22 protein-coding genes are annotated in these 25153 nt (G+C 69.1%); 12 read left to right on the forward strand and 10 right to left on the reverse strand.

Annotation, left to right across the window (positions count from 1 at the left end; translation table 11 throughout):
- Nucleotides 1–13: 13 nt before the first annotated feature.
- On the forward strand, nt 14–1213 hold the full coding sequence (gene pcaF, locus ACK4S2_RS02540) for a 3-oxoadipyl-CoA thiolase (protein WP_409619994.1): 1200 nt from the start codon (nt 14–16) through the stop codon (nt 1211–1213).
- 4 nt (nt 1214–1217) lie between these two features.
- Here the strand turns inward: pcaF and ACK4S2_RS02545 are convergent, their stop codons facing one another.
- Nucleotides 1218–1901, reverse strand: coding sequence for a DnaA N-terminal domain-containing protein (locus tag ACK4S2_RS02545; RefSeq protein ID WP_409619996.1), 684 nt, complete (start codon nt 1899–1901; stop codon nt 1218–1220).
- A gap of 435 nt (nt 1902–2336) precedes the next feature.
- Between ACK4S2_RS02545 and ACK4S2_RS02550 the strand changes: the two genes are divergently transcribed.
- The 4 genes from ACK4S2_RS02550 to ACK4S2_RS02565 all read left to right on the forward strand — a co-directional run bounded on the left by ACK4S2_RS02550 (nt 2337) and on the right by ACK4S2_RS02565 (nt 7518).
- Nucleotides 2337–3644: an AAA family ATPase gene (locus tag ACK4S2_RS02550; protein ID WP_409619998.1), complete on the forward strand. Its 1308-nt coding sequence runs from the start codon at nt 2337–2339 to the stop codon at nt 3642–3644.
- Nucleotides 3641–4720, forward strand: a complete 1080-nt coding sequence (locus ACK4S2_RS02555; protein WP_409620000.1) for a ParB/RepB/Spo0J family partition protein — start codon at nt 3641–3643, stop codon at nt 4718–4720. The genes ACK4S2_RS02550 and ACK4S2_RS02555 overlap by 4 nt, the downstream gene beginning before the upstream one ends.
- A 176-nt stretch (nt 4721–4896) precedes the next feature.
- Nucleotides 4897–5514 (forward strand): heme NO-binding domain-containing protein, encoded by a 618-nt coding sequence (locus ACK4S2_RS02560; RefSeq protein ID WP_409620002.1) that lies wholly within the window; start codon nt 4897–4899, stop codon nt 5512–5514.
- A 3-nt stretch (nt 5515–5517) separates the two neighbouring features.
- Entirely contained in the window at nt 5518–7518 is a 2001-nt protein-coding gene (locus ACK4S2_RS02565) for a putative bifunctional diguanylate cyclase/phosphodiesterase (protein ID WP_409620004.1), read from the forward strand.
- A 7-nt stretch (nt 7519–7525) separates the two neighbouring features.
- On the opposite strand, the gene ACK4S2_RS02570 is transcribed toward ACK4S2_RS02565, so the two are convergent.
- Both ACK4S2_RS02570 and ACK4S2_RS02575 read right to left on the reverse strand, forming a co-directional pair.
- Nucleotides 7526–7918 carry a diacylglycerol kinase gene (locus ACK4S2_RS02570; protein WP_409620006.1) on the reverse strand — a complete coding sequence of 131 codons (393 nt, stop codon included), beginning with the start codon at nt 7916–7918 and terminating at the stop codon, nt 7526–7528.
- Nucleotides 7918–9567, reverse strand: a complete 1650-nt coding sequence (locus tag ACK4S2_RS02575) for a phosphoethanolamine transferase (RefSeq protein ID WP_409620008.1) — start codon at nt 9565–9567, stop codon at nt 7918–7920. The genes ACK4S2_RS02570 and ACK4S2_RS02575 overlap by 1 nt, the downstream gene beginning before the upstream one ends.
- A 132-nt stretch (nt 9568–9699) precedes the next feature.
- On the opposite strand from ACK4S2_RS02575, the gene ACK4S2_RS02580 reads away from it, so the two are divergent.
- Both ACK4S2_RS02580 and ACK4S2_RS02585 read left to right on the forward strand, forming a co-directional pair.
- Nucleotides 9700–10353 (forward strand): response regulator transcription factor, encoded by a 654-nt coding sequence (locus ACK4S2_RS02580; RefSeq protein ID WP_409620010.1) that lies wholly within the window; start codon nt 9700–9702, stop codon nt 10351–10353.
- Nucleotides 10350–11597: a histidine kinase dimerization/phospho-acceptor domain-containing protein gene (locus ACK4S2_RS02585; protein WP_409620012.1), complete on the forward strand. Its 1248-nt coding sequence runs from the start codon at nt 10350–10352 to the stop codon at nt 11595–11597. The genes ACK4S2_RS02580 and ACK4S2_RS02585 overlap by 4 nt, the downstream gene beginning before the upstream one ends.
- Here ACK4S2_RS02585 and ACK4S2_RS02590 read toward each other — a convergent pair.
- From ACK4S2_RS02590 to ACK4S2_RS02610, 5 genes are all read right to left on the reverse strand, one after another.
- Entirely contained in the window at nt 11594–12517 is a 924-nt protein-coding gene (locus tag ACK4S2_RS02590) for a dihydrodipicolinate synthase family protein (protein WP_409620014.1), read from the reverse strand. The genes ACK4S2_RS02585 and ACK4S2_RS02590 overlap by 4 nt on opposite strands.
- A 44-nt stretch (nt 12518–12561) precedes the next feature.
- Complete coding sequence (locus ACK4S2_RS02595; protein ID WP_409620016.1) at nt 12562–12951, reverse strand: VOC family protein; 390 nt, start codon at nt 12949–12951, stop codon at nt 12562–12564.
- 186 nt (nt 12952–13137) lie between these two features.
- Entirely contained in the window at nt 13138–14718 is a 1581-nt protein-coding gene (locus ACK4S2_RS02600; RefSeq protein ID WP_409620018.1) for a TRAP transporter large permease subunit, read from the reverse strand.
- Nucleotides 14715–15260, reverse strand: a complete 546-nt coding sequence (locus ACK4S2_RS02605) for a TRAP transporter small permease subunit (RefSeq protein WP_409620020.1) — start codon at nt 15258–15260, stop codon at nt 14715–14717. Before ACK4S2_RS02605 ends, ACK4S2_RS02600 begins: the two co-directional genes overlap by 4 nt.
- A 76-nt stretch (nt 15261–15336) precedes the next feature.
- Nucleotides 15337–16449 carry a TRAP transporter substrate-binding protein gene (locus tag ACK4S2_RS02610; RefSeq protein WP_409620022.1) on the reverse strand — a complete coding sequence of 371 codons (1113 nt, stop codon included), beginning with the start codon at nt 16447–16449 and terminating at the stop codon, nt 15337–15339.
- A 228-nt stretch (nt 16450–16677) separates the two neighbouring features.
- Here ACK4S2_RS02610 and ACK4S2_RS02615 point away from each other — a divergent pair, with 228 nt between their 5' ends.
- A complete protein-coding gene (locus tag ACK4S2_RS02615; protein ID WP_409620024.1) occupies nt 16678–17451 on the forward strand; it encodes a class II aldolase/adducin family protein in 774 nt (257 codons plus the stop codon).
- On the opposite strand, the gene ACK4S2_RS02620 is transcribed toward ACK4S2_RS02615, so the two are convergent.
- Both ACK4S2_RS02620 and ACK4S2_RS02625 read right to left on the reverse strand, forming a co-directional pair.
- Entirely contained in the window at nt 17439–18371 is a 933-nt protein-coding gene (locus ACK4S2_RS02620; RefSeq protein ID WP_409620026.1) for a ketopantoate reductase family protein, read from the reverse strand. The genes ACK4S2_RS02615 and ACK4S2_RS02620 overlap by 13 nt on opposite strands.
- The gene (locus ACK4S2_RS02625) at nt 18368–19933 is read right to left on the reverse strand and encodes a class I adenylate-forming enzyme family protein (RefSeq protein WP_409620028.1); all 1566 of its coding nucleotides are present in this window, start codon (nt 19931–19933) and stop codon (nt 18368–18370) included. The genes ACK4S2_RS02620 and ACK4S2_RS02625 overlap by 4 nt, the downstream gene beginning before the upstream one ends.
- Nucleotides 19934–20067: 134 nt before the next feature.
- Here ACK4S2_RS02625 and ACK4S2_RS02630 point away from each other — a divergent pair, with 134 nt between their 5' ends.
- From ACK4S2_RS02630 to ACK4S2_RS02645, 4 genes are read left to right on the forward strand one after another with little or no spacing between them, the layout of a single operon-like run.
- Nucleotides 20068–21309, forward strand: a complete 1242-nt coding sequence (locus tag ACK4S2_RS02630) for a cytochrome P450 (RefSeq protein ID WP_409620030.1) — start codon at nt 20068–20070, stop codon at nt 21307–21309.
- Nucleotides 21310–21319: 10 nt separating this feature from the next.
- Nucleotides 21320–22498, forward strand: coding sequence for a thiolase family protein (locus ACK4S2_RS02635; protein WP_409620032.1), 1179 nt, complete (start codon nt 21320–21322; stop codon nt 22496–22498).
- A 3-nt stretch (nt 22499–22501) separates the two neighbouring features.
- Complete coding sequence (locus ACK4S2_RS02640; protein WP_409620034.1) at nt 22502–24172, forward strand: AMP-binding protein; 1671 nt, start codon at nt 22502–22504, stop codon at nt 24170–24172.
- Nucleotides 24169–25152, forward strand: coding sequence for a zinc-dependent alcohol dehydrogenase family protein (locus ACK4S2_RS02645; protein ID WP_409620036.1), 984 nt, complete (start codon nt 24169–24171; stop codon nt 25150–25152). Before ACK4S2_RS02640 ends, ACK4S2_RS02645 begins: the two co-directional genes overlap by 4 nt.
- Nucleotide 25153: the final 1 nt, after the last annotated feature.

Raw genomic sequence — 25153 nt, forward strand, 5'->3', positions numbered from 1 at the left:
GAGGCCGCCCGCCATGACCGATGTCTTCATCTGCGACTATATCCGCACGCCCGTCGGGCGCTATGGCGGCAGCCTGTCGTCGGTGCGCACCGACGACCTCGCGGCCGTGCCCCTGCGGGCACTGATGGCGCGCCACCCCGGGGTGGACTGGGCCGCGGTCGATGATGTGGTGATGGGCTGCGCCAACCAGGCCGGCGAAGACAACCGCAACGTCGCGCGCATGGCGCTGCTGCTGGCGGGCCTGCCGATGTCGGTGTCGGGCACCACGGTCAACCGGCTGTGCGGCTCGGGCATGGATGCGGTGCTGATCGCCGCGCGCCAGATCGCCTGCGGCCAGGCCGAGCTGATGATCGCCGGCGGCGTCGAAAGCATGAGCCGCGCGCCCTTCGTCATGCCCAAGGCCGACAGCGCCTTTTCGCGCAGCGCCGCGATTTACGACACCACCATCGGCTGGCGGCTGGTGAACCCGGCGATGCAGGCCGCCTATGGCACCGATTCCATGCCGCAGACCGGCCAGAACGTCGCCGACGCCTACGGCATCAGCCGCGAGGCGCAGGATGCCATGGCGCTGGCCAGCCAGGCCAAGGCCTCGGCCGCGCAGGCCAACGGGCGCCTTGCCGCCGAAATCGCCCCGGTGACCATTCCGCAGCGCAAGGGCGACGCGCTGGTGGTGGACCGCGACGAACACCCCCGCGCCACCTCGATGGAGGCCTTGGGCAAGCTCAAGCCGCTGTTCGCCGGCGGTTCGGTCACCCCCGGCAACGCCAGCGGCGTGAACGACGGCGCGGCGGCGCTGATCCTGGCATCGGCGGCGGCGGCGCGGGCGCATGGCCTGACCCCCATCGCCCGGGTGCTGGGCGGCACCACCGCCGGGGTCGAGCCGCGCATCATGGGCATCGGCCCTGCCCCCGCCAGCCAGAAGCTGATGGCCCGCCTGGGCCTGACCCCGGCCGATTTCGACGTGATCGAACTGAACGAGGCCTTTGCCGCGCAAGGCATCGCCACCCTGCGGCTGCTGGGGCTGGCCGACGACGACGCCCGCGTCAACCCCAACGGCGGCGCCATCGCGCTGGGGCACCCGCTGGGCATGACCGGGGCGCGCATCACCGGCACCGCCGCGCTGCAACTGAAATTCGGCGGTGGGCGCCGGTCGCTTTCGACCATGTGCATCGGCGTCGGCCAGGGCATCGCCATCGCGCTGGAACGGGTCTGACCGCTCAGGCGCTGACCGTCACGCCCCCCAGGCCAAGCCCCTGGTCGCGCAAGGCCGCGGCCAGGCGCCCCAGGTGGTGCGTGGCCACGAAACTGGCGTGAAACCGGCTGGGCGCCACCAGATCCACCGCGCCGCCTTCGGCTTCGCGCAGGCGCAAGGGCGCGAACCAGGCGGCAAAGATCGCGCTGTCCTCGGCCTGCAACCGGGCGCGGGCGCGGTCCCAGCCGCTGGCGCCGGGCGGCATCTCGGGCACGGCGGCGCGCGGAAAGGCCACCACGTTCGGCGCCGCCGGCGCAGCCCCCTGCCCGCCCATCCGGGCGGCAAAATCCGGGCCGACCGCACCCCAGGCCGGTTCGGTCACCGCGCGCACCGCTTCGATGTCCAGCCCGTGCACCGCCACCCGGCCCCGCGCCGCCGGCCGCTTGACCACCAGCCAGCCCATATCGCGCAGGCGCGCCATCTCGCGCTTGACGGTGCGTTCGTCCACCGCCCACAGGGCTGCGATTTCCGCCTGACCCACGGCAAGCTCGTCGGCCAGCCAGTTGTAACGCGCCACGATCAGCGTGATGAAGCGCAGGACCAACCGTTGCAGGTGCTTGTCGCCGGCACAGGCAAAGGCGCCGAGCGCCGTGAGGATGTCGTATTTGCGCGCCGCTGCATGCGGACCCGCGGGCCGTGCCAGTTTCATCGCCTGCTCCTTGCCCCAGGGGTCGGGGCGGGGGCTCTGCCGGCCCCTTGGTTGACCCGGGATCACAACGTTAATCCCGAACATGCGCCTATTTGCGTCCTGCTTTCCGATTCTGTCAAGCCCAAGCCACAGCCGGGGCGTTTTCCGCCCTGCATCCGATCGGAACGAAAGGTTCAATGGTATTGGGGGACATGCTGGCTGACACCCAAAGGGCCGGAAATGTCCCCTCAACCCGATGGGGTCCGCGCTGCATGTCCCCCCAAATCCTGTGGCGCCTCGGCGCCCCGACCGAATCGCCCTTGGCCTTGCCCGCGTCCTTTGGCGCAAGGCCGGGCATTTCCCCGCGGGGAAATCCGGGTGCAGTATATTTGCATTTGCGCCGATTGCAAAATCCACGTATTTTCTGATCGATGCAGAAATAACGCCGAGGCTTCGATGTTCACTCACAAGGATCTGCTGCAACTGCGCGACACCTCGCTGAAGATGCAGGGCTGGATCCGCAAGCAGACCTTCTCGCCCGAGATGGAAAAGACCCTTCGCCGCTTCTCCAGCTGGGAGGTGGCGGAGCTGATCTTCAAGGTCAACCAGTCCACCTTTCGCGGCCGCCTGGCCGCCGAACCCGGCCTGCCCGATGGCGAGGTCGAGGAAGATGGCCGCCAGCGCTGGTTCAGCCTGGACGAGATCAACGAGATGCGGCGCAAGATGAAGATCAACCGCAAGAGCCTGCTGCCCTATCGCCCGGCCGGCAAGCGCGCGATCCGCGCCGCCATCGCCAACTTCAAGGGCGGTGCCGGCAAATCCACCGTGGCGCTGCATCTGGCCCATGCGGCGGCGCTGGATGGCTACCGGGTGCTGTGCATCGACTTCGACCCCCAGGCGACGCTCAGCCACTCGATGGGCCTCAACGACGTGGCCGAGGAACACACCGTCTGGGGCATCATGGCGCGCGACCTGATCCGCGAGACCGACCGGATGAACCGCAGCGCGCAAGGTGCCGAATCGGGTGCCGCCCTGCCGCGCCGCCGCCTGCCCGCGCAGATCACAGGCATGGGCCTTGGCGACCTGCGCGCCCCCGACTTCATCAAGCCGACCTGCTGGTCCACCATCGACCTGGTGCCAAGCTGCGCCAACGCCGCCTTCGTCGAATTCGCCAGCGCGCAATACCGCCACCTCAACCCGGACTGGAGCTTTTTCGCCGCCGTCTCGCGCTGGCTGGACCAGCTGCCCGACGATGCCTACGACCTCATCCTGTTCGATTGCCCGCCGGCCATCGGCTATCAGTCGATGAACGCGGTGTTTGCGGCCGATGTGCTTTATATCCCCTCCGGCCCCGGCTACTGGGAATACGACAGCACCACCAGCTTCATCGGCCAGCTGGCCGAAGCGCTGGAGGACTTGTCCGCCGGCTTTGCCGATTTCCCCGCGGGGAAATCGACCCTGCCCAAGGCGTTTCTCGACATCCGCTTCCTGCTCACCCGTTACGAGCCCGGCAACGACCTGCACCGTGCGATGCTGGAAGCCTTTCGCAAGGTTTTTGGCGACAGGGTGGCACAGCACCCGATCGAACACACCCGCGCGGTGGAACAGTCGGGGCGCTTTCTGAGCTCTGTCTATGAAATCGACTACCGCGACATGACCCGCGAAACCTGGCGCCGCGCCCGCGCCACCTTCGACAAGGCGTATGAAGAATTCCGCACGAACATCTGTGCGGCCTGGGATCGGCTGGAGGACACCGGCGCATGAGCAAGAAACGCCGCATCTTCGACATGGACCTGCCCGAGGACGAGCCGCCGGCCCCCGCGCCGGAAACGCCCGTCCGCCGCGGCCCGATGGCCACCGCCATCGGCGAAAACGCCGAATCGCTGCGCCGCCGGCAAGAGCAGGAGGCCGCGATCCGGGCCGAGAACGATGCCCTGGCCCACGAATTCGTGCGGCTGAAAAAGCTGGGCCTGGTCACCGACCTGATCCCGCTCGACAGCATTTCTACCAGCAAGCTGGTGCGCGACCGCTCGCGGCGGCTGGACCCGGAACTGGACGACCTGAAACAGTCGATCCGCGACCTTGGCCTGTCGAACCCGATCCGGGTGGAGCCACGCGAGGATGGCGGGTTCGAGCTGGTGCAGGGCTGGCGGCGGCTGTCGGCCTATCGTGCGCTGCACGCGGAAACCGGCGACGACCGCTATGCCCGCATCCCGGCCGGCATCATGGCGCGCGGCGAAACGCTGGAATCGCTCTACCGCCGGATGGTGGACGAAAACCTGGTGCGCAAGGATATTTCCTGGGCCGAAATGGCGCGGCTGGCGCGCAGCTATGCCGACGACCCCGATACCGGCTGCCCCGATCTGGACACGGCGGTGAACCGGCTGTTCGCTACCGCCTCGCCGCAAAAGCGCAGCTACATCCGCCGTTTCGCGGCGCTGATGCAGGCGCTGGAAAAGGTGCTGGAACACCCCGAGGCCATCCCTCGCGCCCTGGGGCTGGAGGTCGCCGCCCGGCTGGAGGCCGACCCGATGGCACAGGCGCGGCTGGCCCGCCTGCTGGCCGCCGCCCCCCGCCGCAGCGCCGAGAAAGAGCTGGAGATCCTGCGCGGCTTCGTTGCCGGGGCCGCGCCGGCCCCCGCGATTTCCCCGCGGGGAAATGCCCGCGGCCGCCCCGTCGGGCGAGGCAAGCAGGTGCTGCGCCTGCCGCTGAGCGAGGGCGAGGTGAAATGCACCGCCACCGCCGGCCGGCTGGAGCTGCAGACCGCGCGCGATTTTTCCACCGTCGGGCGCGACCGGCTGGAGGCCGCGATCGCCGCCTTTTTCGCCGCGCTGGATTGACCGGCGCGGCACTGGCCTCCCGGTCCTGCGCATTTTGATGCGATTTTGCGCGCCATCGTAGCGGCGCGCCATGTTTGAGCCATTTCCACGGCCTTCCCCGCCCTGCGTTCGCGTTCACGATTTCTTGGCATCTGCCGTGCCAGGATGCCCCCCGTGCCGGATGCAAAGGGGCGGCGATGATCGGGATCATCCAGAAGACGTTGACCGAATGCCTGCTTCAGGCCGGGGGCGAACCGTTGCGGCTTGCCGTGTTCCGCGAAGCCGGCGTGCCGCCCGACCGCGTGTTCCGCATGGACCAGAACTATGCCGATGAGGAGATGGGCCGCCTGCTGGCCGCCACCCAGCGCGTGACCGGCCTTGGCGCGGACGAGCTGCATGACCTGTTTTCCCGCACCTTCGTCGAGGTGGTGAAACAGGTGTTCCCGCAATTCATCTCGATGTCGGCCAATTCCGAGGAACTGGTGCGCATGCAGGCCAAGATCCACGCCCTGATCGGCGCCGGCATGCGCTCCAAGATCGAACGCGACACCACCGCCGACAAGTTCCACCTGGAAGATCACGGTCCCCACCATGTCGCGGTGCGCTACAGGTCGCAGTTGCAGCTGTGCGGGCTTTACAAAAGCCTGGTGTGCGCGATGGCGGCCGAATTCGGCGACGTTGTGGATATCGAGATGCTGCGCTGCCGCAAGGCCGGGGCCGAGGCCTGCGGTTTTGCGGTGCGCTGGCTGGCGATTGCCGGCCGGCCCACCGGCATGTCCCCCCGCCCGGCGACGCCGGCGCCGGCCGAGGGTTGAGGCATGGCGGTGCGTCGCGCCCGGCCTGCCTTCCCGCAGGAACCCGCTGACGAAAGCCGGCTGGATGCCGAGGTTGCCGCCGCGATGGCCGAGGCCCCGCCGGCGCGCCGGCTGTCGGAGCTGATGCGCCCGATGACCCCGACCGATGCGATGGTGGCCTCCATCGGCGACCAGTTGTGCGCCATCGTCAAGGACAACTACGACATCACCGTTTCGGTCGATACCGACACCGACAACATCCACATCCAGAAACTGACGCTGCTGATCAATTCGTTGCTGGAAAACGTGCGCCGCAACATCCGCGGGCTTTCGGCACTGGCCGACGACCTCGAATCCAAGGTGCGCGAACGCACGCTGCGGCTGGATCTGGTGGTGCAAGGCGCGAATGACGGGGTCTGGATCTGGGACCTGGTGCGCGGCTCGGCCGAGTTTTCGCCGCGCTGGCGGCAGTTGCTGGGGCTGGAAACCGAAACCCTGGGCCAGATCGAGGATTGGCTCGGCCGTGTCCACCCCGACGATGTGCAACGCCTGCGCGCGGCGCTGCGGGCGCATCTGCAAGGCACCAGCCAGTTCCTGCACGAGGATTACCGCATCCGCCATGCCGACGGCACCTGGCGCTGGATGTGGTGCCGCGGCAAATGCGCCCGCGACGAAACCGGCCGCGCCACGCTGATGGCCGGCACGCAGACCGACGTGCACGACCTGCGCACCATCGATTCCGCCACCGGCCTGCCCAACGAGGCCACCATCCTGGCGCAGATCGAAACCCTGATCCGGGCCGGCGTGCCGTTTCGCGCGATGGTGCTGGGCGTGCCGCGCGTGGTGTCGATGAAGGAGGATCTGGGCACAGGCGAGATCGAGGCGCTGCGCGCCTCGATCGCCGAACGGTTGTCGGCGTGCCTGCCCTTCGGTGCCGATCTGGCGCGGCTGTCGGGCGATTTTTATGCCGCATTGCTGCCGGCCGACCGCGTCGGTTCCTGCGATGTGGCCACCGTGGCCGAGGCGCTGGCCCGCGCCTTTGCCCGCCCGTTTCAGGCCGGCGGCCGCAGCATCTGGCTGGAAGTCTGGGCTGGCGCCACCATGCCGGTCGAAGGCGCGGGCGTGACGACCTCGGACGTGATGCGTGACGCCTGGAGTTCCTATCGCATCGCGCGCACCGAGGGCCGGCCGATGAACCTTTTGTCGCCCGAACAGGCGGCGGCGGCGCGCGACCGGGCCCAGATGGGGCAAGAGGTGCGGGCCGCGCTGAACAACGGCTGGTTCGTGCCGTATCTGCAACCCATCGTCGACATGCGCAGCGGCGTGACCCGCGGTTTCGAAACCCTGGTGCGGATGAACCACCCCAAGCTGGGGCTGGTGCCGCCCGGCCGCTTCATCCCTGTGGCCGAGGAAATCGGCGTGATGGGCGAGGTTTCGCAGCAGATGCTGCTGCGCGCGGTCGAGATTCTGGCCGGATGGGCCAGGTCCGACGGGCCGCAGCGCGACCTGTTCCTGTCGGTCAACCTCGATGCCGCGCGGGTCATGCAGCCGGCCTTCGTGCCCGAACTGGCCGATTTGCTGGCGCGCCAGCGGGTGAACCCGGCCAACCTGAAGATCGAGATCGTGGAAAGCTCGGTCATCGGCAATTTCGCCGCCGCCGCGCGCCAGATCGGGCGGTTGCGCGACCTGGGTGTGCGCGTGGCGCTGGACGATTTCGGCACCGGCTATTCGTCGCTGGAATATCTCAACCAGCTCAGTTTCGACCTCATCAAGATCGACCGCGCCTTTGTGGACGGGGTGCAGGCCGATACGCGCAAGCAGTCGATGGTGCGCATGATGTGCGTGTTGTCCGACCTTCTGGGGGCGGATGTCTGCGTCGAAGGGATCGAGGACGAGGCGCAGGCCGCTTTCGTGCGCGGGTTGAACGTGGCGTTTGGCCAAGGCTACCTGTTCGCGCGCCCCTTGCCGCTGGAGGCCGCGCTGGCGCATGCCGCGGCCTTGCCGGCAGGGCAGGGGGCAGGCTGAGCCGGGGTCAGACCGCCCCGGTCACCACCAGCACCACGAACCCGCCCGCCAGCACCAGCAACAGCCCCACGGCAAGCGAGCCCAGATCCTTGGCATCCTTGGCCATCTGCGACCATTCCGGCGACAGCCGGTCGGTCAGCACCTCGATGGCGGTGTTCAGCGCCTCGACCGCCAGCACCAACGCCAGCAGCGCCGCGCCGACCAGCCAGTGCCAAAGCGCCGCCCCCGCCCACCAGAACGCCAGCGCTGCCAGCGCCGCGCCCAGAATCTCCAGCCGGGCGGCGGTTTCGGCCCAGAGCCGGCGGAACCCCGCCAGCGAATAGCCGGCCGCATCGATCACGTGCAGCAGGCCGCCGCGAGGCCGCACCACCTGGCGCGGCGACGATTCCGGTGTGCTCATCAGCCGGTCTCCGCCGTGCGGCACGCGGCCGTCAGGTCAAGGCCCGGGTCGCGCACCGAAGTTGTCACATCCAGCAAGCCTAGCACGCTGTGGAACAGGTTGTCATGGCTGGCCGGCGCCCGGGCGGCGGCTTGCAGGCAGGTGTCGTCCAGCGCCATCGTCTGCCGGAAGGCGGGCGAAAGCCACATCACGAAGGGCACCTTGGTCTGCACGTCGGGCGCCATGAAGCTGGGGGCGGCGTGCAGGTACAGCCCGTCCTCGCCCAGCGATTCGCCGTGGTCGGACATGTAGATCATCGCCGGCACCACCCGGTCCGCCGCGGCCAGCATGTCGATGCTGCGCGACAGCACGTAATCGGTTTGCAGGATGGTGTTGTCGTAGGTGTTGACGATCTGTTCGACCGTGCAGGCCGAAAACTCCGAGGTCTTGCATTCGGGCTGATAGACTGCGCGTTCCTGTGGATAGCGCAGGTAATAGGCCGGGCCGTGGCTGCCGATCATGTGCAGCACCAGAACGGTGTTGCGGGTCATGGTGGCCATCGTCTGTTCGATCAGCGGCAGGAACACCTCGTCGGTGCATTCCACCTTGCAGGCCGCGGGGTCCAGCGTCGCATCCACCTGGGACCAGCCGGTGCGGGTGGCGATGCGCTGGTCGCCGGTGTTGTTGTCGTGCCACTGCACATCCATGCCGGTGCGGGCCAGCACGTCGAGCAGGTTTTCCTGCCCGAGGAAGGCCGCGCGCGAATAGTCGGCCTGCGGCAGGGCCGAGAACATGCAAGGCAGCGACACGGCGGTAGAGGTGCCGCAGGCCCGGGTATCGGCAAAGTTGATGACCCCGCGTTCGCGCAGGCCCGGCGTGGTGTCGCGGGCATAGCCGTTCAGGCCGAAGTTCTGCGCCCGGGCGGTTTCACCGGCCCAGATCACCAGCAGCACGGGCTTTTGCGCCGCCGCAAGCCGCGGGCCGGGGCGGGCATCGGTGCCGATGGGGCGCACGACCGTATCGGCGGTGCGCCACTGTTCCTTGCCGTATTTCGCCAGTGCGGCAATGGTGGCGCCGGGCTGGTAGGTGGCGGTCAGTTCGGATTGCGCGCGGATCGCGGCCGAAAACGCCTTGAATTGCGAGAACAGCGCCCCCGCCAGCAGCGCAAAGGCCAGGGCCACGCCCAGCGGCCAGCGCCAGAGCTGGTGCCAGGGGCCCAGCCGCTGCACCCGCGGCCAGAACACCAGCGCGGCGGGCAAGGCGCCCGTCAGGCCGATCTGCCAGATGCTGCCCGAGGTGACCAGGTGCCGCGATTCGGCAAAGGTGGTCTGGAACACGTTGCGCACCATCTCGCGGTCGATCACCACGCCGAAGTTGCGTTCGTAATATTGCGCCCCCGCCGCCATCAGGATCAGAAGCGCCGCCACCGGCTTTTGCAGCCGCCAGGGGCCGAAGAATTCCAGCGTCAGCACCGTCAGCGCCCAGAAGGCCAGCCCGAACACCGCCATCTGCAAGGGCGAATCGTCGAACACCCGTGCGACATGGCCCCAGAACCCGAGGTTGAGCACAAGCATGATGTAGGTGGCGACGATCAGCGTCAGCGTCGTCTGGCGCAGGACCGGGCGGGTCAGGCGCAGGGGAGTGGCGGGTCGGTTCAGGGCTTCGGTCATGGTCTTCTTGCGGTCGTTTCGGGCGTTGGTGCCGCGGCTGCCTTGACCTGCCCAGCTTGCGCCAGGCTTACAGCGGCGAGGCTCGCGCAAATTTTCCGTCGCCCCGGGGCGGGCGGGGCGCTATGCAGGGGCATGAGGTTGCTGTTCGTCGAAGATAACCCCGAGCTTGCCCAGTCGGCCCTTCGCTTTCTGCAGGCCGAAGGGCACGTCGTGGATCATGCCCCCGATGCCGCCACTGCGCGGGCGGCGCGCGACGTGGCGGAGTATGCCTGCGTGGTGCTGGATCTGGGCCTGCCCGACGGCAGCGGCCTGTCGGTGCTGCGCGGCTGGCGCGCGGCGGGGGACCGCACGCCGGTCATCATCGCCACTGCGCGCGAACAGATCAGCGACCGCATTGCCGGGCTGGACGCGGGCGCCGACGATTACGTGCTCAAGCCTTACGACCTGCACGAACTGGCCGCGCGCATCCGCGCCCATGCGCGGCGCGGGCAGGGGGCACCGGAGGCGCGGTTGCAGGTGGCCGGGCTGGAGGTGGACCGCGCGGCGGCGCGGCTGTGGCGCGACGGGGCCGAGGTGCGGCTGACCGCGCGGGAATGGGCGCTGTTCGATGCGCTGCTGGGCGCGCGCGGCCGCGTGCTGTCGAAAGCCGCGCTGGAGGAAGCCTTGTCGAGCTTCGATGCCGCCATCGAAGGCAATGCGGTCGAGGTCTATGTCTCGCGCCTGCGCCAGAAGCTGGGCGCCAGCGTCATCGAGACGCGCCGCGGCCTGGGCTATGTGCTGCCATGACCGCCGCCGCCCGGCCCTGGTCGCTGCGTCGCCGGCTGGCGGGTCGGGTGCTGGGGCTGGTGGTCGGCGCCTGGCTGGCGACGATCGCGCTGTCGATGGTGCTGCTGGACTACGAGTTGAACGAGATGTTCGACGAGGAACTGCAGGCGCTGGTCGAAACCACGGTGCTGTTTCTGGATGCGGCCGAAGGAAACGTGTTTCCGCGCAATCTGGGCGTGGAAACCCGCGACGGCGAGCGCATCCTGCGCGTGGTGCCCGAAGGCGGCGTGGTGCCGCCCGCACCCTGGCCGCCGCTGACGCAGGACGGGTTTCACGACGTGGCCGGCTGGCGCATCCTGCGCCGCAGCGCCGAGCGCGCGGTGATCGAGGCGGCCCACGCCCGCAGCTGGCGCCGCGAGGAAATGCTGGAGGCGGCTTCGGCCTTTCTGGTGCTGGCCTTGCCGCTGATTGCGGGCTTGCTGTGGGGCCTGCGCCGGACCACGGCCGAAACGGTGGCGCCGGTGCAGGCGCTGGCCCAGGCGGTGGCGGCGCGGCGGCCCGACGACCTGTCGCCCGTGGCGGTGGGCGACCTGCCGGCCGAGCTGCAACCGCTGGCGCTGGCCTTCGGCGGCTATCTGGGCCGGATCGGCAACATGCGCGAGGCCGAGCGCGATTTCGTGGCCAATGCCGCGCACGAGCTGCGCACGCCCTTGGCCACCATCCGCGCGCGGCTGGAGCTTTCGGCCGACCCCGACGCGGCGGCGGCGGTCGGGCTGGTCGATGCGCTGGCGCGGCGGGTGGAACGGTTGTTGCAGCTGGCGCGGTCCGAGGCCGGGGTGGGCATCGGGCGCGGGCCGGCGGACCTGCTGCGCATCCTGCGCCTGCTGATCGATGAATTGCGCCCCGTCTGCCGCCACCCGATCCGGTTCGACGACAGCGACCTGGAAAGCCTGATGGTCGCGGCCGACCCCGACGCGCTGGCGATCCTGCTGCGCAACCTGCTGGAAAACGCCGCCGAACACGGCACCGGCGACATCCGCATCCGCCTGACCCCGGATGCCCGGCTGAGCATCGAGAACCCGGCCGCCGACCCTGTGCTGGCCGAGGGCCGCTTTGCCAATGGCAGCGGGTCGGGCGGCATGGGGCTGGGCCTGTCGATCGTGCAGGCGCTGGCCCGCGCGATGGGGGTCGCGGTGGCGCAGCGGGTCGCCCCGGGGCAGGTGCGGTTCGACCTGGCCTTCGTGCCGGCCGCGGCGGCGGCCTAGCCCAGTTCGGCCAGGCGGCGGGCGAGGCGGGCCATCAGCCGGTCCACCTCGGCGCGCGAGGCGGCCGACAGCGCGGCGCCGGGGCGGCGCTGGGTGTCGTGCGCGATGATCCCGCGGCGCATCATCACATGTTTGCGCACCGCAAGGCCAAGGCCCGGCTGCTGTTCGAACCGCGCCAGCGGCAGGTAGGCATCGAACAGATCCTGCGCGCGGTCGGGGTCGCCCGCGGCCATCAGGCGCGTCACGTCCACCATCATCTCGGGGTAGGCAAAGCCGGTCATCGCGCCATCGGCGCCGCGGGCCATTTCCTCGGGCAGGAAGACCCCGCCGTTGCCGCACAGGATGGAGATGCGCCGGTCCAGCCGCCCCGGCGCGCGCAAGGCGCTGATCTTGTCCAGCCCCGGCCAGTCCTCGTGCTTGAGGCAGACGCAGGTGGGCAGGTCGGCCACGATGCGCGCAATCACCGGCACGCTGATCTGCACGCCGGTCACCAGAGGAAAATCCTGCAACACGAAAGGCGTGTCGCCGATGAACTCGGCCGCGTTGCGATAATAGGCGACGATCTGGTCGTCGGTGCGCAAGGAGCCGGGCGGGGCGATCATCACGCCGGCGGCGCCGGCATCCATCGCGGCGGCCGAAAGCTCGGTCATCGCCGCGAAGCCGGGCGAGGAGACGCCCACCACCACCGGCACCCGGCCCGCCACCCGGGCCAGCACCCGCGCCACCACCGCCTGCGATTCCGCCGCCGTCAGCTTGGGCGCCTCGCCCATGATGCCAAGGATGGTAAGGCCGGTGGCCCCGGCTTCGAGGTAGAACTCGGTCATCCGGTCGAGGCTGTCGTAATCCAGCGCGCCATCGGGCAGGAAGGGTGTCGCGGCAATGACGAACACGCCGGCGGCAGAGGTGGTCAGGCGGGTCATGGGCTGTCCTTTCGGGGTGGTGCGGTGCAGGAGGGCGGGCGGCGTCAGCCCGGCACCGCCTGCACTTCGATCTGATAGCCTTCGGGGTCGTTGAACACGAAGGCGCGGATGCCGAGTTCGGGCGAATTGCGCGGTGCCGTCAGGCCGGCCACGCCTTGCGCGGCCGCCCAGGCGTGCCAGGCATCGACATCGGGCACCCGGAGGCACAGTTGCACCGGCTTGGGGTCGGCGGCGCGGTGCATGCCGCGGGTTTCGTCCACCAGCCCGACATGCGCCTGCCCGGCGATGCGATAGATGCGCGACCAGCCCTGGTCGATCGCCAGTTTCAGCCCCAGCACCCGTTCGTAAAAGGCGCAAGCCCGCGGCAGGTCTTGGTAGTAGAAAAAGGTGATCGCCAGGTCGACCGGGCCGGGCGGGGCAGGGGGAGGGGTCATCGCGGGCCTGTGGCTTGGGGCTTGGGCGCCAACCCTAGGCACAGGCGTGGCGGTGTCAATGCCGGCCGGCCTTTGGCAGCGGGCCCCGACGGCCGGGCACGTGCTGGCCGCGCCGGGGTCGGGCCGCCGGGTGCCCATGCTGCGCAGCGCCGACATGGCCCGCCGGCCGGCGCTGCAAGGGCCGGACTAGCGGAACAGCAGGTGCGGCAGGCCGGTGGCCAGCACCGGGAACAGCGCAATCACCACCAGCATCAGGATCTGGATGGCGACGAAGGGGATGATCCCGGCATAGATCTGCGGCGTGGTCACCGAAGGCGGCGCCACCCCGCGCAGGAAGAACAGCGCAAAGCCGAAAGGCGGCGTGAGGAAGCTGGTCTGCAGGTTCACCGCGATCATCACCCCCAGCCACACCGGATCGGCCCCGAGCAGGATCAGCGAAGGCCCGACGATCGGCACCAGGATGAACACGATTTCCAGGAAATCGAGGAAGAACCCCATCAGGAACATCAGCGCCATGACAAAGATCATCGCCCCGGTCAGCCCGCCCGGCAGCGACTGCAGCAGGTGGTGCACCGTTTCCTCGCCGCCAAGGCCGCGGAAGGTCAGCGAAAACAGGCTGGCCCCGACCAGGATGGCAAAGATCATGCCGCAGATGCGCGCGGTGGTTTCCACCACCGCCGTCAGCACGCCCAGCCGCAGCACATGCCACAGCGCCAGGCCCACGGCCAGGGCCATCACCGCCACCAGCCCGAAGGAAAGCCACAGCATCGCGGTTTCGGTGGGGCTGAAATCCTCGCGCAGGATCAAGAGGTTGAAGAAGCCGTTGATGACCATGAGCCCGATGGCCGCGGCCACGCCCGCCAGCATCAGCCCGACACCGCGCCCCGACGCCGCCCGGATCCCTGCCAGCAGCGTGGCCCCGATGGCGCCCACGGCCGCAGCCTCGGTCGGGGTGGCGATGCCGCCGAGGATCGAGCCCAGCACCGCCACCACCAGCGCGCCGGGGGCCACGAGCCCGCCCCAGAACATCGCCCAGCGTTGGCCGCGCGTCAGGTCGGCGGCGCCCGCTTGTTCGACCATCGCGGGGGCAGAGGCGGGGCGCATCCAGGCCAGCACCACGACATGAAGCGCATAGGCCAGCACCAGCAGCAGCCCCGGCACCAGCGAGCCGGCGAACAGGTCGCCCACGCCTACCGAAACGCCGCTGGCCTTGCCGGCCTTCAGGTTGGCCTGCTGGTTGGCATAGGTCAGGATATCGCCCAGGAACACCAGCACGATGGAGGGCGGGATGATCTGCCCCAGCGTGCCCGAGGCGCAGATGACGCCGGTGGCAAGGCGCGGGTCGTAGCCCTGTTTCAGCATCACCGGCAGCGCGATCAGCCCCATCGTCACCACCGTGGCGCCGACGATGCCGGTGGAGGCCGCCATCAGCATGCCCACCAGCACCACCGACAGCGCCAGCCCCCCGCGCAGGCCGCGGAACAGCCGCGTCATGGTCAGCAGCAGGTCTTCGGCGACGCGGGACTTTTCCAGCATCAGCCCCATGAAGATGAACAGCGGCGCGGCGATCAGCACCTCGTTCGACATGATGCCGAAGATGCGCTGCGGCAGGAAGTTGAGCTGCCGGAACTGGAAGATGCCGAACCACTGGCCGATCACCGCAAAGATCAGTGCGGTGCCCGCCAGCGTGAAGGCCACCGGAAAGCCCAGCATCATCAGGACGATGGCCGTAAGGAACAGGCCGATTTCAAGGTATTCGTGAATCACCGCGTGCCCTCTGCCGGAACGGTCGGGGCGTCTTCGCGCCCGGTCAACAGGATGCGCAGGTTGCGCAGCGCGAAAGCCACACCCTGCACCGCCAGCACCGCGACGAAGACGAGGAGGAAGGACTTGAGCAGGTAGACATAGGGCAGGCCCGCCACGTCGGACGAGGTTTCCTTGAGCCGCCAGGACCGCTGCACATAAGGATAGCTCGCGTTCCAGATCACCCACAGCACCGGCGCCAGCAAGAGCAGGCTGCCGCCCAGGTCGATCGCGGCGCGGGTGCGCGGGGGCTTCTTGCCATAGAGGATGTCGATGCGGACGTGTTCGTTGCGCATCAGCGTCCAGCCGCCGGTGGCCGCCATGACGATGGCAAAGGCATAGAGCACCGTTTCGATCATGGCGATGTTGGCGATGCCGTACATGTAGCGCAGCACCACGTTCACGAAGGTCATCAGCACCATGTAAAGCACCAGCCACGACACCATCCGCCCGATCAGCGCGGTGATGCCGTCGAGCACGGCGATGGTCAGGTCCAGCAGACGCAAGGCGATACTCCCGAGGCGGCAGGCAGAAACCCCGGCCGGCAAGGGGCCGGCCGGGGGTGGCAGAGGCGGCGCGCGATCAGGCGCCGTTTTCGAACGCCAGCTTGCGCGCGCGGTAGGTCGGGTAATCCACCAGCGCCGAATACTGGATCGCCTCGTCGCGATAGGCCTTCCAGCTGGCGTAGGTTTCCTTGGCGTAGTCGTCGGTCTGGCCCAGTTCGGCCATCACCTCTTGCGAGGTCTTGGCCAGCGCGATCAGCACGTCGTCGGGATAGCTGCGCACATCGACCTTGTGTTCGGTGCGCAGGGTTTCCATCGCCTTGGCGTTGAAATACGGCCATTCGCCGATGTTCATCGAGTTGGCCGATTGCGCCGCGTGCTGCATGATCTTCTTCTGCAGCGGGGTGAAGCTGTCGAACAGGTCGGCGTTGATGCCGATTTCGCCGGCGCTGTTCACCTCTTGCCAGCCGGGGGTGTAGTAATACTTGGTGTGCTGGTGGAAGCCGTTGGCGATGTCGAGCCAGGCGCAGCACAGTTCGGTCGCGTCGATCGCGCCCGATTGCAGCGATGTGAAGATTTCCTGCGGCGGAATCATCACCGCGCTGGCGCCGACGCGGCGCATCACCTCGCCCGCGATGCCCGAGCTGCGCATCTTGACGCCCTGGAAGTCGGTGAGGCTGTTGATTTCCTTGTTGAACCAGCCCGCCATCTGCGTGCCGGTCTGGCCGCAGGTGAAGGGGATGAGGTTGAACATGTCGCGGTAGATCTTCTGCTGAAGCTCCTGCCCGCCGCCGTAATACATCCAGCCGCAGTGCTCCGTGACGTTCAGCCCGAAGGGCACGAGCCCGTAGAAGGCGCAAGGCTGCCACTTGGAGGCCAGGAAGCTGACCGAGCTGTGGTAGACGTCGGCCGTGCCTTGGCCCACGGCATCGAACACCTCGAGCGCGCCGACCAGTTCGCCGGCCGCGTTCACCTTGATGGTGATCTGGCCGTCGGACAGTTCCTCGACGAACTTCGCGAAATTGTAGGCGATGGAGGCAAGGCCGGGGAAATTGTGCGGCCAGGCCATGACCATCGTCAGTTCCCGCTTGCCCTGGGCCAGGGCCGGCGTGGCCAGCCCGACGGCGGTTGCCGCGGCACCGGCCCCGGCAACGGCGCTGTGCCTGATGAAGCTACGGCGGTTCAGTGTCATCCTTTCCTCCCCTTGGATGCACCAGCCGGCAGCGGCGGTCTTGTCCGGCCGGTCGGCAGTTGTTGCGTCGGATCGGCGGGTCGCGTTCGACACGAGACTCTTTTGCCAAACAAACACCTGTTCAAATTGCGGGAAAATGCGTAGTCTCGCAAGCATAATTATCGCGTGCCGGAACCGGGCTGCGAGGAGGCGGCGGTTCGGGCGAAAAACCCCGAGGGAGGAGATGCCATGACTGCCGCAACCGATTTTCGCGCCGCGAAACCGGCCGGAATGGACGATGCCGAATGGGCCACGCGCGTGGATCTGGCCGCGTTCTATCGCCTGGTGGCGCATTTCGGCATGGACGACCTGATCTACAACCACATCTCGGCCCGGGTGCCGGGCCCCGAGGAGCATTTCCTGCTGAACCCGTTCGGCCTGATGTATGACGAGGTGAAGGCCTCGAACCTGGTCAAGGTGGACCTGGACGGCAACATCATCGGCGACACGACGCATCGCATCAACCCGGCGGGCTATGTGATTCATTCCTGCGTGCATCGCGGGCGGCACGACCTGCTGTGCGTGGCGCATACCCATACGCCGGCGGGGGCGGGGGTTTCGGCGCAGGCCGGGGGGTTGCTGCCGATCAGCCAGACGGCGCTGCTCTACAAGGATCTGATCCGCTATCACGATTACGAGGGCCTGGCGCTGAACATGGACGAGCAGAAGCGCCTGCTGGCCGATCTGGGGCCGACGGGGCAAATCATGTTCCTGCGTAACCACGGCATCCTGGCCTGCGGCCGGACCATCCCGGAATGTTTCGTGATGCTGTATTACGCCGAGGAAGCCTGCCGCATCCAGGTGGCCGCGCAGGCGGGCGGTGCCGTGGTGACTCCGCCGCAGGCGGTGCAGGATCTGACCCATGCCCAGGCCATGCGCGGTTTCGGCGCGGGCCTGGGGGTGATGGAGTTCACCGCGCTGAAGCGGCGGCTGGACCGGATGGGGGCGGACTACGCCACCTGACCCGCCTGATGGGGCATGAGCAGCGCGCGCCCCATTTCCAGCACCGGCACGGGCACGCCCTTGCGGCGCGCCTGTGCCACCAGCCAGCCGATGGTGGCCTCCATTTCCAGCGGGCGGCCGCGTTCCAGATCGTCGAGCATCGAGGCACGGGTGCGCGGGTCGGCGGTGTTGCGGCTGAAGTCGAGGTTGCGTTGCACCACGCCTTCGGGCAGCGCCACGCCAAGCGCGGTGGCGATGGCGGCGACCTCCTCCATCGCGCGGGCATAGACCCGATACGTCTCCTCCACCCCCACCCAAGCCCCCAGCGGCAGGCGCGTCAGCCCGCTGACCAGGTGAAAGGCGGCCTGGATGATGAACTTGGCCCAGATGTCGGGCATCGGGTCGTCGCGCAGCTGCATGTCGAGCCCCGCCGCGGTGCCAAGCGCGGCCAGGCCCTGCGCCGCGGCGGGCATCGGCCCCGACAGCGGGCCGAACACGAAGCGCCGCATCGGGCCGGTGTGCCGCACCTGCCCGGGTTCGGGCACGGTGGCGGGCACGTAGGTTACCCCGGCCAGCACCTGTGCGGCGCCGAAGCGGTCGGCCATGTGTTCCACCCCGGCCAGCCCGTTCTGAAAGCTGAGCATCCGGGTTTCTGGCCCGACCATCGGCGCCATCGCGGCGGCGGCGGCCACACTGTCCTGCCCCTTGACGGTGAACAGGATCAGGTCCACCGGCCCGATGTCTGCGGCCGCGGCCGCCACCTGCGCCGGGCGCACGTGAAAGCTGCCCGAATCGTCGGTCAGCGTCAGCCCGTGGTCGCGCCAGGCCGCCAGCGTGGCACCGCGCGCCAGCACATGCACCGACCCGCCTGCGCGGGTCAGATGCGCGGTCAGAAAGCCGCCGATCGCCCCGGCCCCCACCACGCCGATTCGCAGGGTCATGTCCGCACGCCTTGCCAATAGGGTTCGCGCAACAGCCGCCGCAGCACCTTGCCAAGCGCGTTGCGCGGAAACTCGTCCCGCAGTTCCACGCCGACCAGCCGCTGATGCTTGGCCAGCCGTGCGTTGGCCCAGTCGCGCAAGGCGGCGCAATCGGGCGTGGTGCCGGGCCTGGGGATGACCAGCGCCAGGCAGCTTTCGCCCCACTTGTCGTGCGGCACCCCGATGACGGTGACGTCGAACACCTCGGGGTGCTGGCCCACCACAGCCTCGACATCGGCGGGGAACACGTTGAAGCCGCCGGAAATCACCATGTCCTTCTTGCGGTCGAGGATGTGCAGGTAGCCGTCGGCATCGAGCATGCCGATATCGCCCGAGCGCATGAAGCTGCGGCCGCGTTCGTCGCGCCAGATCAGCTCGGCGGTTGCGTCGGGGCGGTTGTGATAACCCTTCATCATGCCCGCACCATAGCCGGCGATTTCGCCCGGCGTGCCGGGCGGGCATTCGGCGCCGGCGTCATCGACGATGCGCACGTCGAAGCCCAGCACCGGGGTGCCGACCGAGGCGAACTTTTCCGGCGGGGCGCCGGGCTTGAGCATGGTGGAGAAGCCTTCGGAAAAGCCATACATCTCGATCAGATGGGGCGAGATGCGGGCCATGATCTCGCGCTTGACGTCGCGGCGCAGCGCCGATCCGGCCGACAGCATGCAGCGCAGCGACGACAGGTCGGCGGTGGCCAGGCCCGGATGGGCCAGCACCATCTGGTATTGCGTGGGCACCATGAAGGTGTGGGTGATGCCTTCGCGCGGGACGATCTCCAGGAAGGCGCCGGGGTCGAAGGCGGGCATGGCCACCAGCGTGCCCCCGGCAAACAGCACCGGCAGCATCATCAGCCAGGTGCCGTTGGAATACAGCGCCGTGGTGGTCAGCGCGCGGGACTGGTCGGTAAAGCCCATTTCCACCGCGTTGGAAAACGCCCAGTGCAGCCGCGCGCGGTGGGTCTGCACGATGCCCTTGGGCAGGCCCGTGGTGCCCGAGGAGTAGATGATGTTGAAATCGTCGGTCAGCGCGTAGCGCACATCGGGCACGGTGGCGGGCTGGCCGGCGGTGAAATCTTCCAGCCTGCGCCAGCCGTCGCCGGCAAAGCCGGCAGAAATCCAGCCGGTCGGCGGCACCTGCGGCAGGCGCGGGCGGATCGCCTGCGCGGCCGGGTGGAAGGCGGCCGACACGATCACCCGCACCGCGCCGCTGTCGGCGATCAGGTGCGCGAGCTGGTCGGGCGTAAGCAGGCCCGACAGCGGCACCACCACGCCCCCGGCGCGCACCACGCCGAAGGTGCATTCCAGCATCTCGACCGAGTTCGCCATCAACAGCGCGACCCTTTCGCCCTTTTGCACGCCATCGGCCAGCAGGGCATGGGCAACGCGGCTGATGCCGGCATCGAAATCGCCCCAGGTGCGGCGCACCTCGCCGCAGATCACCGCCTCCTTGCGGGGGTGAAAGCGGGCGTGGGTGGCGAACAGGTCGGGCAGAAAGACCTGCGGGTCGTCCAGCGTGTCGGTCATTCCTCACTCCTTGCGAAGGCGGGCGGATGGCTTGGCGCCCACAACGGGCTTGTGCGGCGGGGGCGGCTGGCTTAATGCTAAACAAACATCTGTTTGGTAGCAATGCCCGCCTTCCCGCGATGGAGCACCGGAACATGCACAACGCCGCCCCGGCCGAGGCCCTAGTCTATGACCCCTCCGACCCGGCGGTGATGGCGGACCCGTTCCCCGTCTATGCCCGCCTGCGCGAGGAAGACCCGCTGCACTGGAGCCCCTCGCTCAAGTCCTGGATCGTGACGCGCTATACCGACGTGCGCGACCTGCTGCTGTCGGATCACCTGTCGGTCAACCGGCTGACGGCGTTTTACGAATCGCTGCCGCCGCAGGACGCGGAGCTGTTGCGCGACGTGGTGCATTACCTGAACCTGTGGCTGGCCTTCCGCGACCCGCCCGACCACACGCGGTTGCGCCGCATCCTGCGCCATGCCTTTACCCCGGCCGCAATCGATGCGATGCGCCCGCGGATCGAGTCGATTGCCGACCTGCTGCTGGACCGGATGCAGGCGCGGGGCGAAAACCGCATCGACCTGATCCGCGACTATGCGCTGCAACTGCCGGCCTTTGTCATCATGGATCTGCTGGACGTGCCGCGCGACATGCTGGACGATTTCAAGCAGTGGTCCGACGACATGGCGGTGTTCATCGGCGGGGCGCGCAATTCGGGCGACAAATACGAACGCGCGGCGCGGGGCTGCCGGCTGATGGCGGACTATTTCCGCAAGCTGATCCTGGAACGCAGCGCCGATCCGCGCCCGGGCTTTCTGATGGATCTGATCGACGCGCGCGACGAAGGCGATGCGCTGAGCACCGACGAACTGGTGGCAACCTGCATCCTGGTGCTGTTCGCCGGGCACGAGACCACCACCAACCTGATCGGCAATGCCACGCTGCTGCTGCTGCGCCACCCCGAACAGCTGGCGATGCTGCGCGCCGACCCGGCGCTGATCGAACCGGCCATCGAGGAGGTGTTGCGCTTCGACGGGCCGACCAACGCGCTGGTGCGCGTGGTGGCCCGGGATCACCGCCTGCACGGCAAGACGCTGCGCGCGGGCGAGCGGGTGTTCGTGATGGTCAATTCCGCCAACCGCGACCCGCGCATCTTCGACGCGCCCGACACCTTCGACATCACGCGGCGCACCAACCGGCATCTGACCTTCGGCCAGGGCATTCACCTGTGCCTGGGCGCGCGGCTGGCGCGGGTGGAAGGGCACATTGCGGTGCAAAAGCTGTTCGCGCGGTTTCCCGCGCTGGCGCTGGACCCGCAGGAGGCGCCGGAATGGCTGGATGCGATGGTGCCGCGCGGAACCCGGCGTCTGCCGGTGCGGTTGAACGGATAGGGGCAGGATCATGGGCGAAATCGTCATCACCGCGGGCACGCGCACACCGATGGGCAATTACGGCGGGTCGCTGAAAGGCGTGGGCCTGACCGACATGGCCGGCCATGCGGCGCGGGCCTGCGTGGCCCGGTCGGGCATCGCGGCCGAGGCCATCGACCACATGGTGTTCACCACCACCGTTCCGACCGACCGCGACACGCTGTTTGCCGCCCGGGTGGTCGGCATCAAGTCCGGCATCCCGGAATCCGCCGGGGCGCTGGCGGTGGTGCGGGCCTGCGCCTCGGGGCTTCAGGCGATTCTGTCGGCCGGGCAACAGGTGGAAAGCGGGCATTCCCGGCTGGCGCTGGCCGGCGGGGCCGAGTGTTACTCGCGTGCGCCGCATGCGGTGGCAGGGGCGCGCTGGGGGCTGGGCCGCGGCCCGGCGGCGCTGGAGGATACGCTGGACTGGGCCTATCGCTGCCCCTTCAGCCAGGAATACATGGGCGAGACGGCCGAGAATCTGGCCGAAGACTTCGGCCACAGCCGCGAGGCGATGGACGAATGGGGCGCCATGAGCCAGGCGCGCGCGGCGGCGGCCATCGATTCGGGGTTCCTTGCCCGCCAGATCGTGCCCATCGAGGTGCCCGACGGCCGCGGCACCCGCAGCTTTGCGGTGGACGAATTCCCCCGCCGCGACGCCACGCCCGAAAAGCTGGCGCGGCTGCGCCCCGCCTTCCGCGAAGGCGGCAAGGTCACGGCGGGCAATTCCAGCGGCGTGACCGATGGCGCGGGCTTCGTCATCGTGGGCGACCGCGCGGCGATGGAGGCCGCGGGCGGCACGCCCCAGGCCCGGCTGGTGGATTGGCACGTGGTCGGCGTGCCGGCGCGGATCATGGGGCACGGGCCGGTGCCCGCCATCCGAGGTCTTCTGGAAAAGCGCGGGCTGAAGGTTTCGGACATCGACTATTTCGAGATCAACGAAGCCTTCGCCGTGGTGAACATCCATGCCGAGCGCGAGCTGGGCATCCCGCGCGACCTGCACAACCTTTACGGCGGCGGCATCTCGCTGGGCCATCCGCCGGGGCTGACAGGCGTGCGCATGTGCATGACCGCCATCGAGCATCTGCGCGTCACCGGCGGGCGCTATGCCGTGCTGTCGATGTGCCTGGGCGCCGGGCAGGGCATGGCCATGCTGATCGAGCGGGTCTGACCCATGCGCCCCCTCCCGCCCCTGATCGACGGAGCCCCGGCGCAGACCGCGGCCGAGGCGCTGGCCGCGCGTTGCGCCACGGTCTACGAGGCCTTTGCCATCGCTGCCGCCACGCACCCCGACCTGCCGTTCCTGTGCGTGCCGCCGCGCGCCGGGCGGGCCTATGCACCCGAAGGCGCGGAATACAGCTATGGTCGCGCGCTGACCGAGGTGACGGCCCGCACCGTCGCGCTGCACGCGGCCGGCTACCGCGCCGGGCACCGCGTGGCGCTGATGCTGGACAACCGGCCCGAGCACACCTTCACCCAGCTGGCGCTCTACGCGCTGGGGGCGACGCAGGTGCCGGTGAACCCCGACTATCTGGACCACGAACTGGCCTGGCTGCTGGAACATTCCGAGGCCGACCTGGCCATCGGCCTGCCGCACAACATCGCGCAGCTGCGGCGCGTGGCCGAGGCGGCGGGGGTGCCGGTCGCGCTGGCCGGGGCGCCGCTGCCCGGCCCGCGTGCTGCCCCGCGCCCCGCGCGGGCCGGGCGGCAGGCCGAGGCCGCGCTGATCTATACCTCGGGCACCACCGGGCGGCCCAAGGGCTGCGTCATCGACCATGAATACCACTTTGCCGTCGGCCTGTCCTATGCGCGGCTTGGCGGGCGGCTGGCCTTGCAGCACCGGGCGGACCGGGTCTATGTGCCCTTGCCGGTGTTCCACGTGAACGCCGGCATCAACACGCTGACCGCGCTGATCCTGACCGGCAACTGCCTGATCCTGCCCGACCGTTTCCACCCGGCCACCTGGTGGGCCGATCTGGTGGCCACGCGCGCCACCGCCATGCACTATCTGGGGATCATCCCGCCGATCCTGATGAAGCGCCCGCCCGAGCTGGCGGAAACCGCCCATACCGTGCGCTTCGGCCTGGGCGCGGGGCTGGACCCGCAGATCCATCAGGAGTTCGAGCAGCGCTTCGGCATTCCGATGGTCGAGGTCTGGGGCATGACGGAAACCGGCCGGTTCCTGGGCGATGTGCACGAGCCGCGCCGCATCCACACCCGCGCCTTCGGCAAGCCGAGCGCCGACATGGACGCCCGCGTGGTGGATGATGCAGGCGCCCCCGTGCCCCCCGGCACCGAAGGCGAACTGGTGGTGCGCGCGCATGGCCCCGACCCGCGGCAGGGCTTCTTCCGCGAATATCTCAAGAACCCCGAGGCCACGGCCGAAGCCTGGCGTTCGGGCTGGTTCCACACCGGGGATGTGGTGGTGCAGGAACCCGACGGGATGCTGCACTTCGTGGAGCGGCGCAAGAACATCATCCGCCGCTCGGGCGAAAACATCTCGGCCGCCGAGGTGGAAAACGCCCTGATCGGCCACCCGGCGGTGGAGGCGGTCGCGGTGATCGGCGTGGCCGACGAGATGCGCGACGAGGAAGTGATGGCCTGCATACTGCCCGTTGCCGGCTGGGCGCGCGATGCGGCCACCGCAAGGGCGGTGTTCGACCATGCCCGCGCGCTGATCGCCTATTACAAGTTGCCGGGCTGGGTCGCCTTTGTCGACGATCTGCCGCGCACCGGCACGCAGAAGGTGCGCAAGGGGCTGATCTTTCCGGGGCTGGACGACCCGCGCAAGGCGCCCGGCATCGTCGATCTGCGGCAGCTGAAGAAACGCGAGGTCAAGGCATGAAGCGCGCCCTGTTCCGCCGGCACGGCGACCCGTCCCGGGTGATCGAGGTGGTCCAGGAACCGGACCCCACCCCCGGCCCTGGTCAGGTGCGGGTGCGGCTGAAGGTGATGACGATCAACCCCGCCGACCTGTTGTCGATCGAAGGTCGCTATGGCGCCGAGCCGCTGGCCTTGCCGGCCACGCCCGGCGTGGGCGCCTGGGGCATCGTCGATGCGGTGGGCGAAGGGGTGTCGCGCCTTGCGGTGGGCGATGCGGTGCTGCCGGTGGGCGGGGGCCTCTGGGCCGATACGGTGGTGTTGGCCGAACGCATGGCCCCCAAGGCGCCCGCGGGGGCCGACCCCGAACAGGCCGCGATGATGCGCGCCAACCCCGCCACCGCCGAACTGATGCTGACCGACATCGTGCCCCTGGCGGCCGGCGACTGGGTGGTGCAGAACGCCGCCAATTCCGCCGTGGGTCGGCTGGTGGCGCGGTTTGCCCGCGACAAGGGGTTGAAGACGGTGAACATCGTGCGCCGCGACGGGCTGGAGGCGGGCTTGCACGCCGACGGGGCCGATGCGGTGATCGTGGACCGGGGCGGCGATCTGGCCGCGGCCATCCTGGCGGCCACCGGGGGCGTGGCGCCGAAACTGGCGCTCGATGCCATCGGCGGTGCGGCCACGGCGGCGCTGGCGGCGGCGGTGGCCCCGGGCGGCACGGTTTCGGTCTATGGCCTGCTGTCGGGCGCGCCGCCGCAGGTCGAGGCGCGGGATCTGGTGTTCCGCGACGTGCGCCTGCGCGGGTTCTGGCTGGCGCAATGGTATGCCACCGCCAGCGCCGACCGGATGCGGGCCTTGCAGGGCATCCTGAACGAACGGCTGGCGCAGGGCCTGTCGCATCAGGCCGTCGCGGCACGCTATCCGCTGGACCGCGTGGCCGAGGCGCTGGCCCATGCCGGCCAGGGCGGGCGCGACGGCAAGATCATCCTGACGGCGGAGTGAA

The organism is Gemmobacter sp. (assembly GCF_046292685.1).
Taxonomy (GTDB): domain Bacteria; phylum Pseudomonadota; class Alphaproteobacteria; order Rhodobacterales; family Rhodobacteraceae; genus Wagnerdoeblera.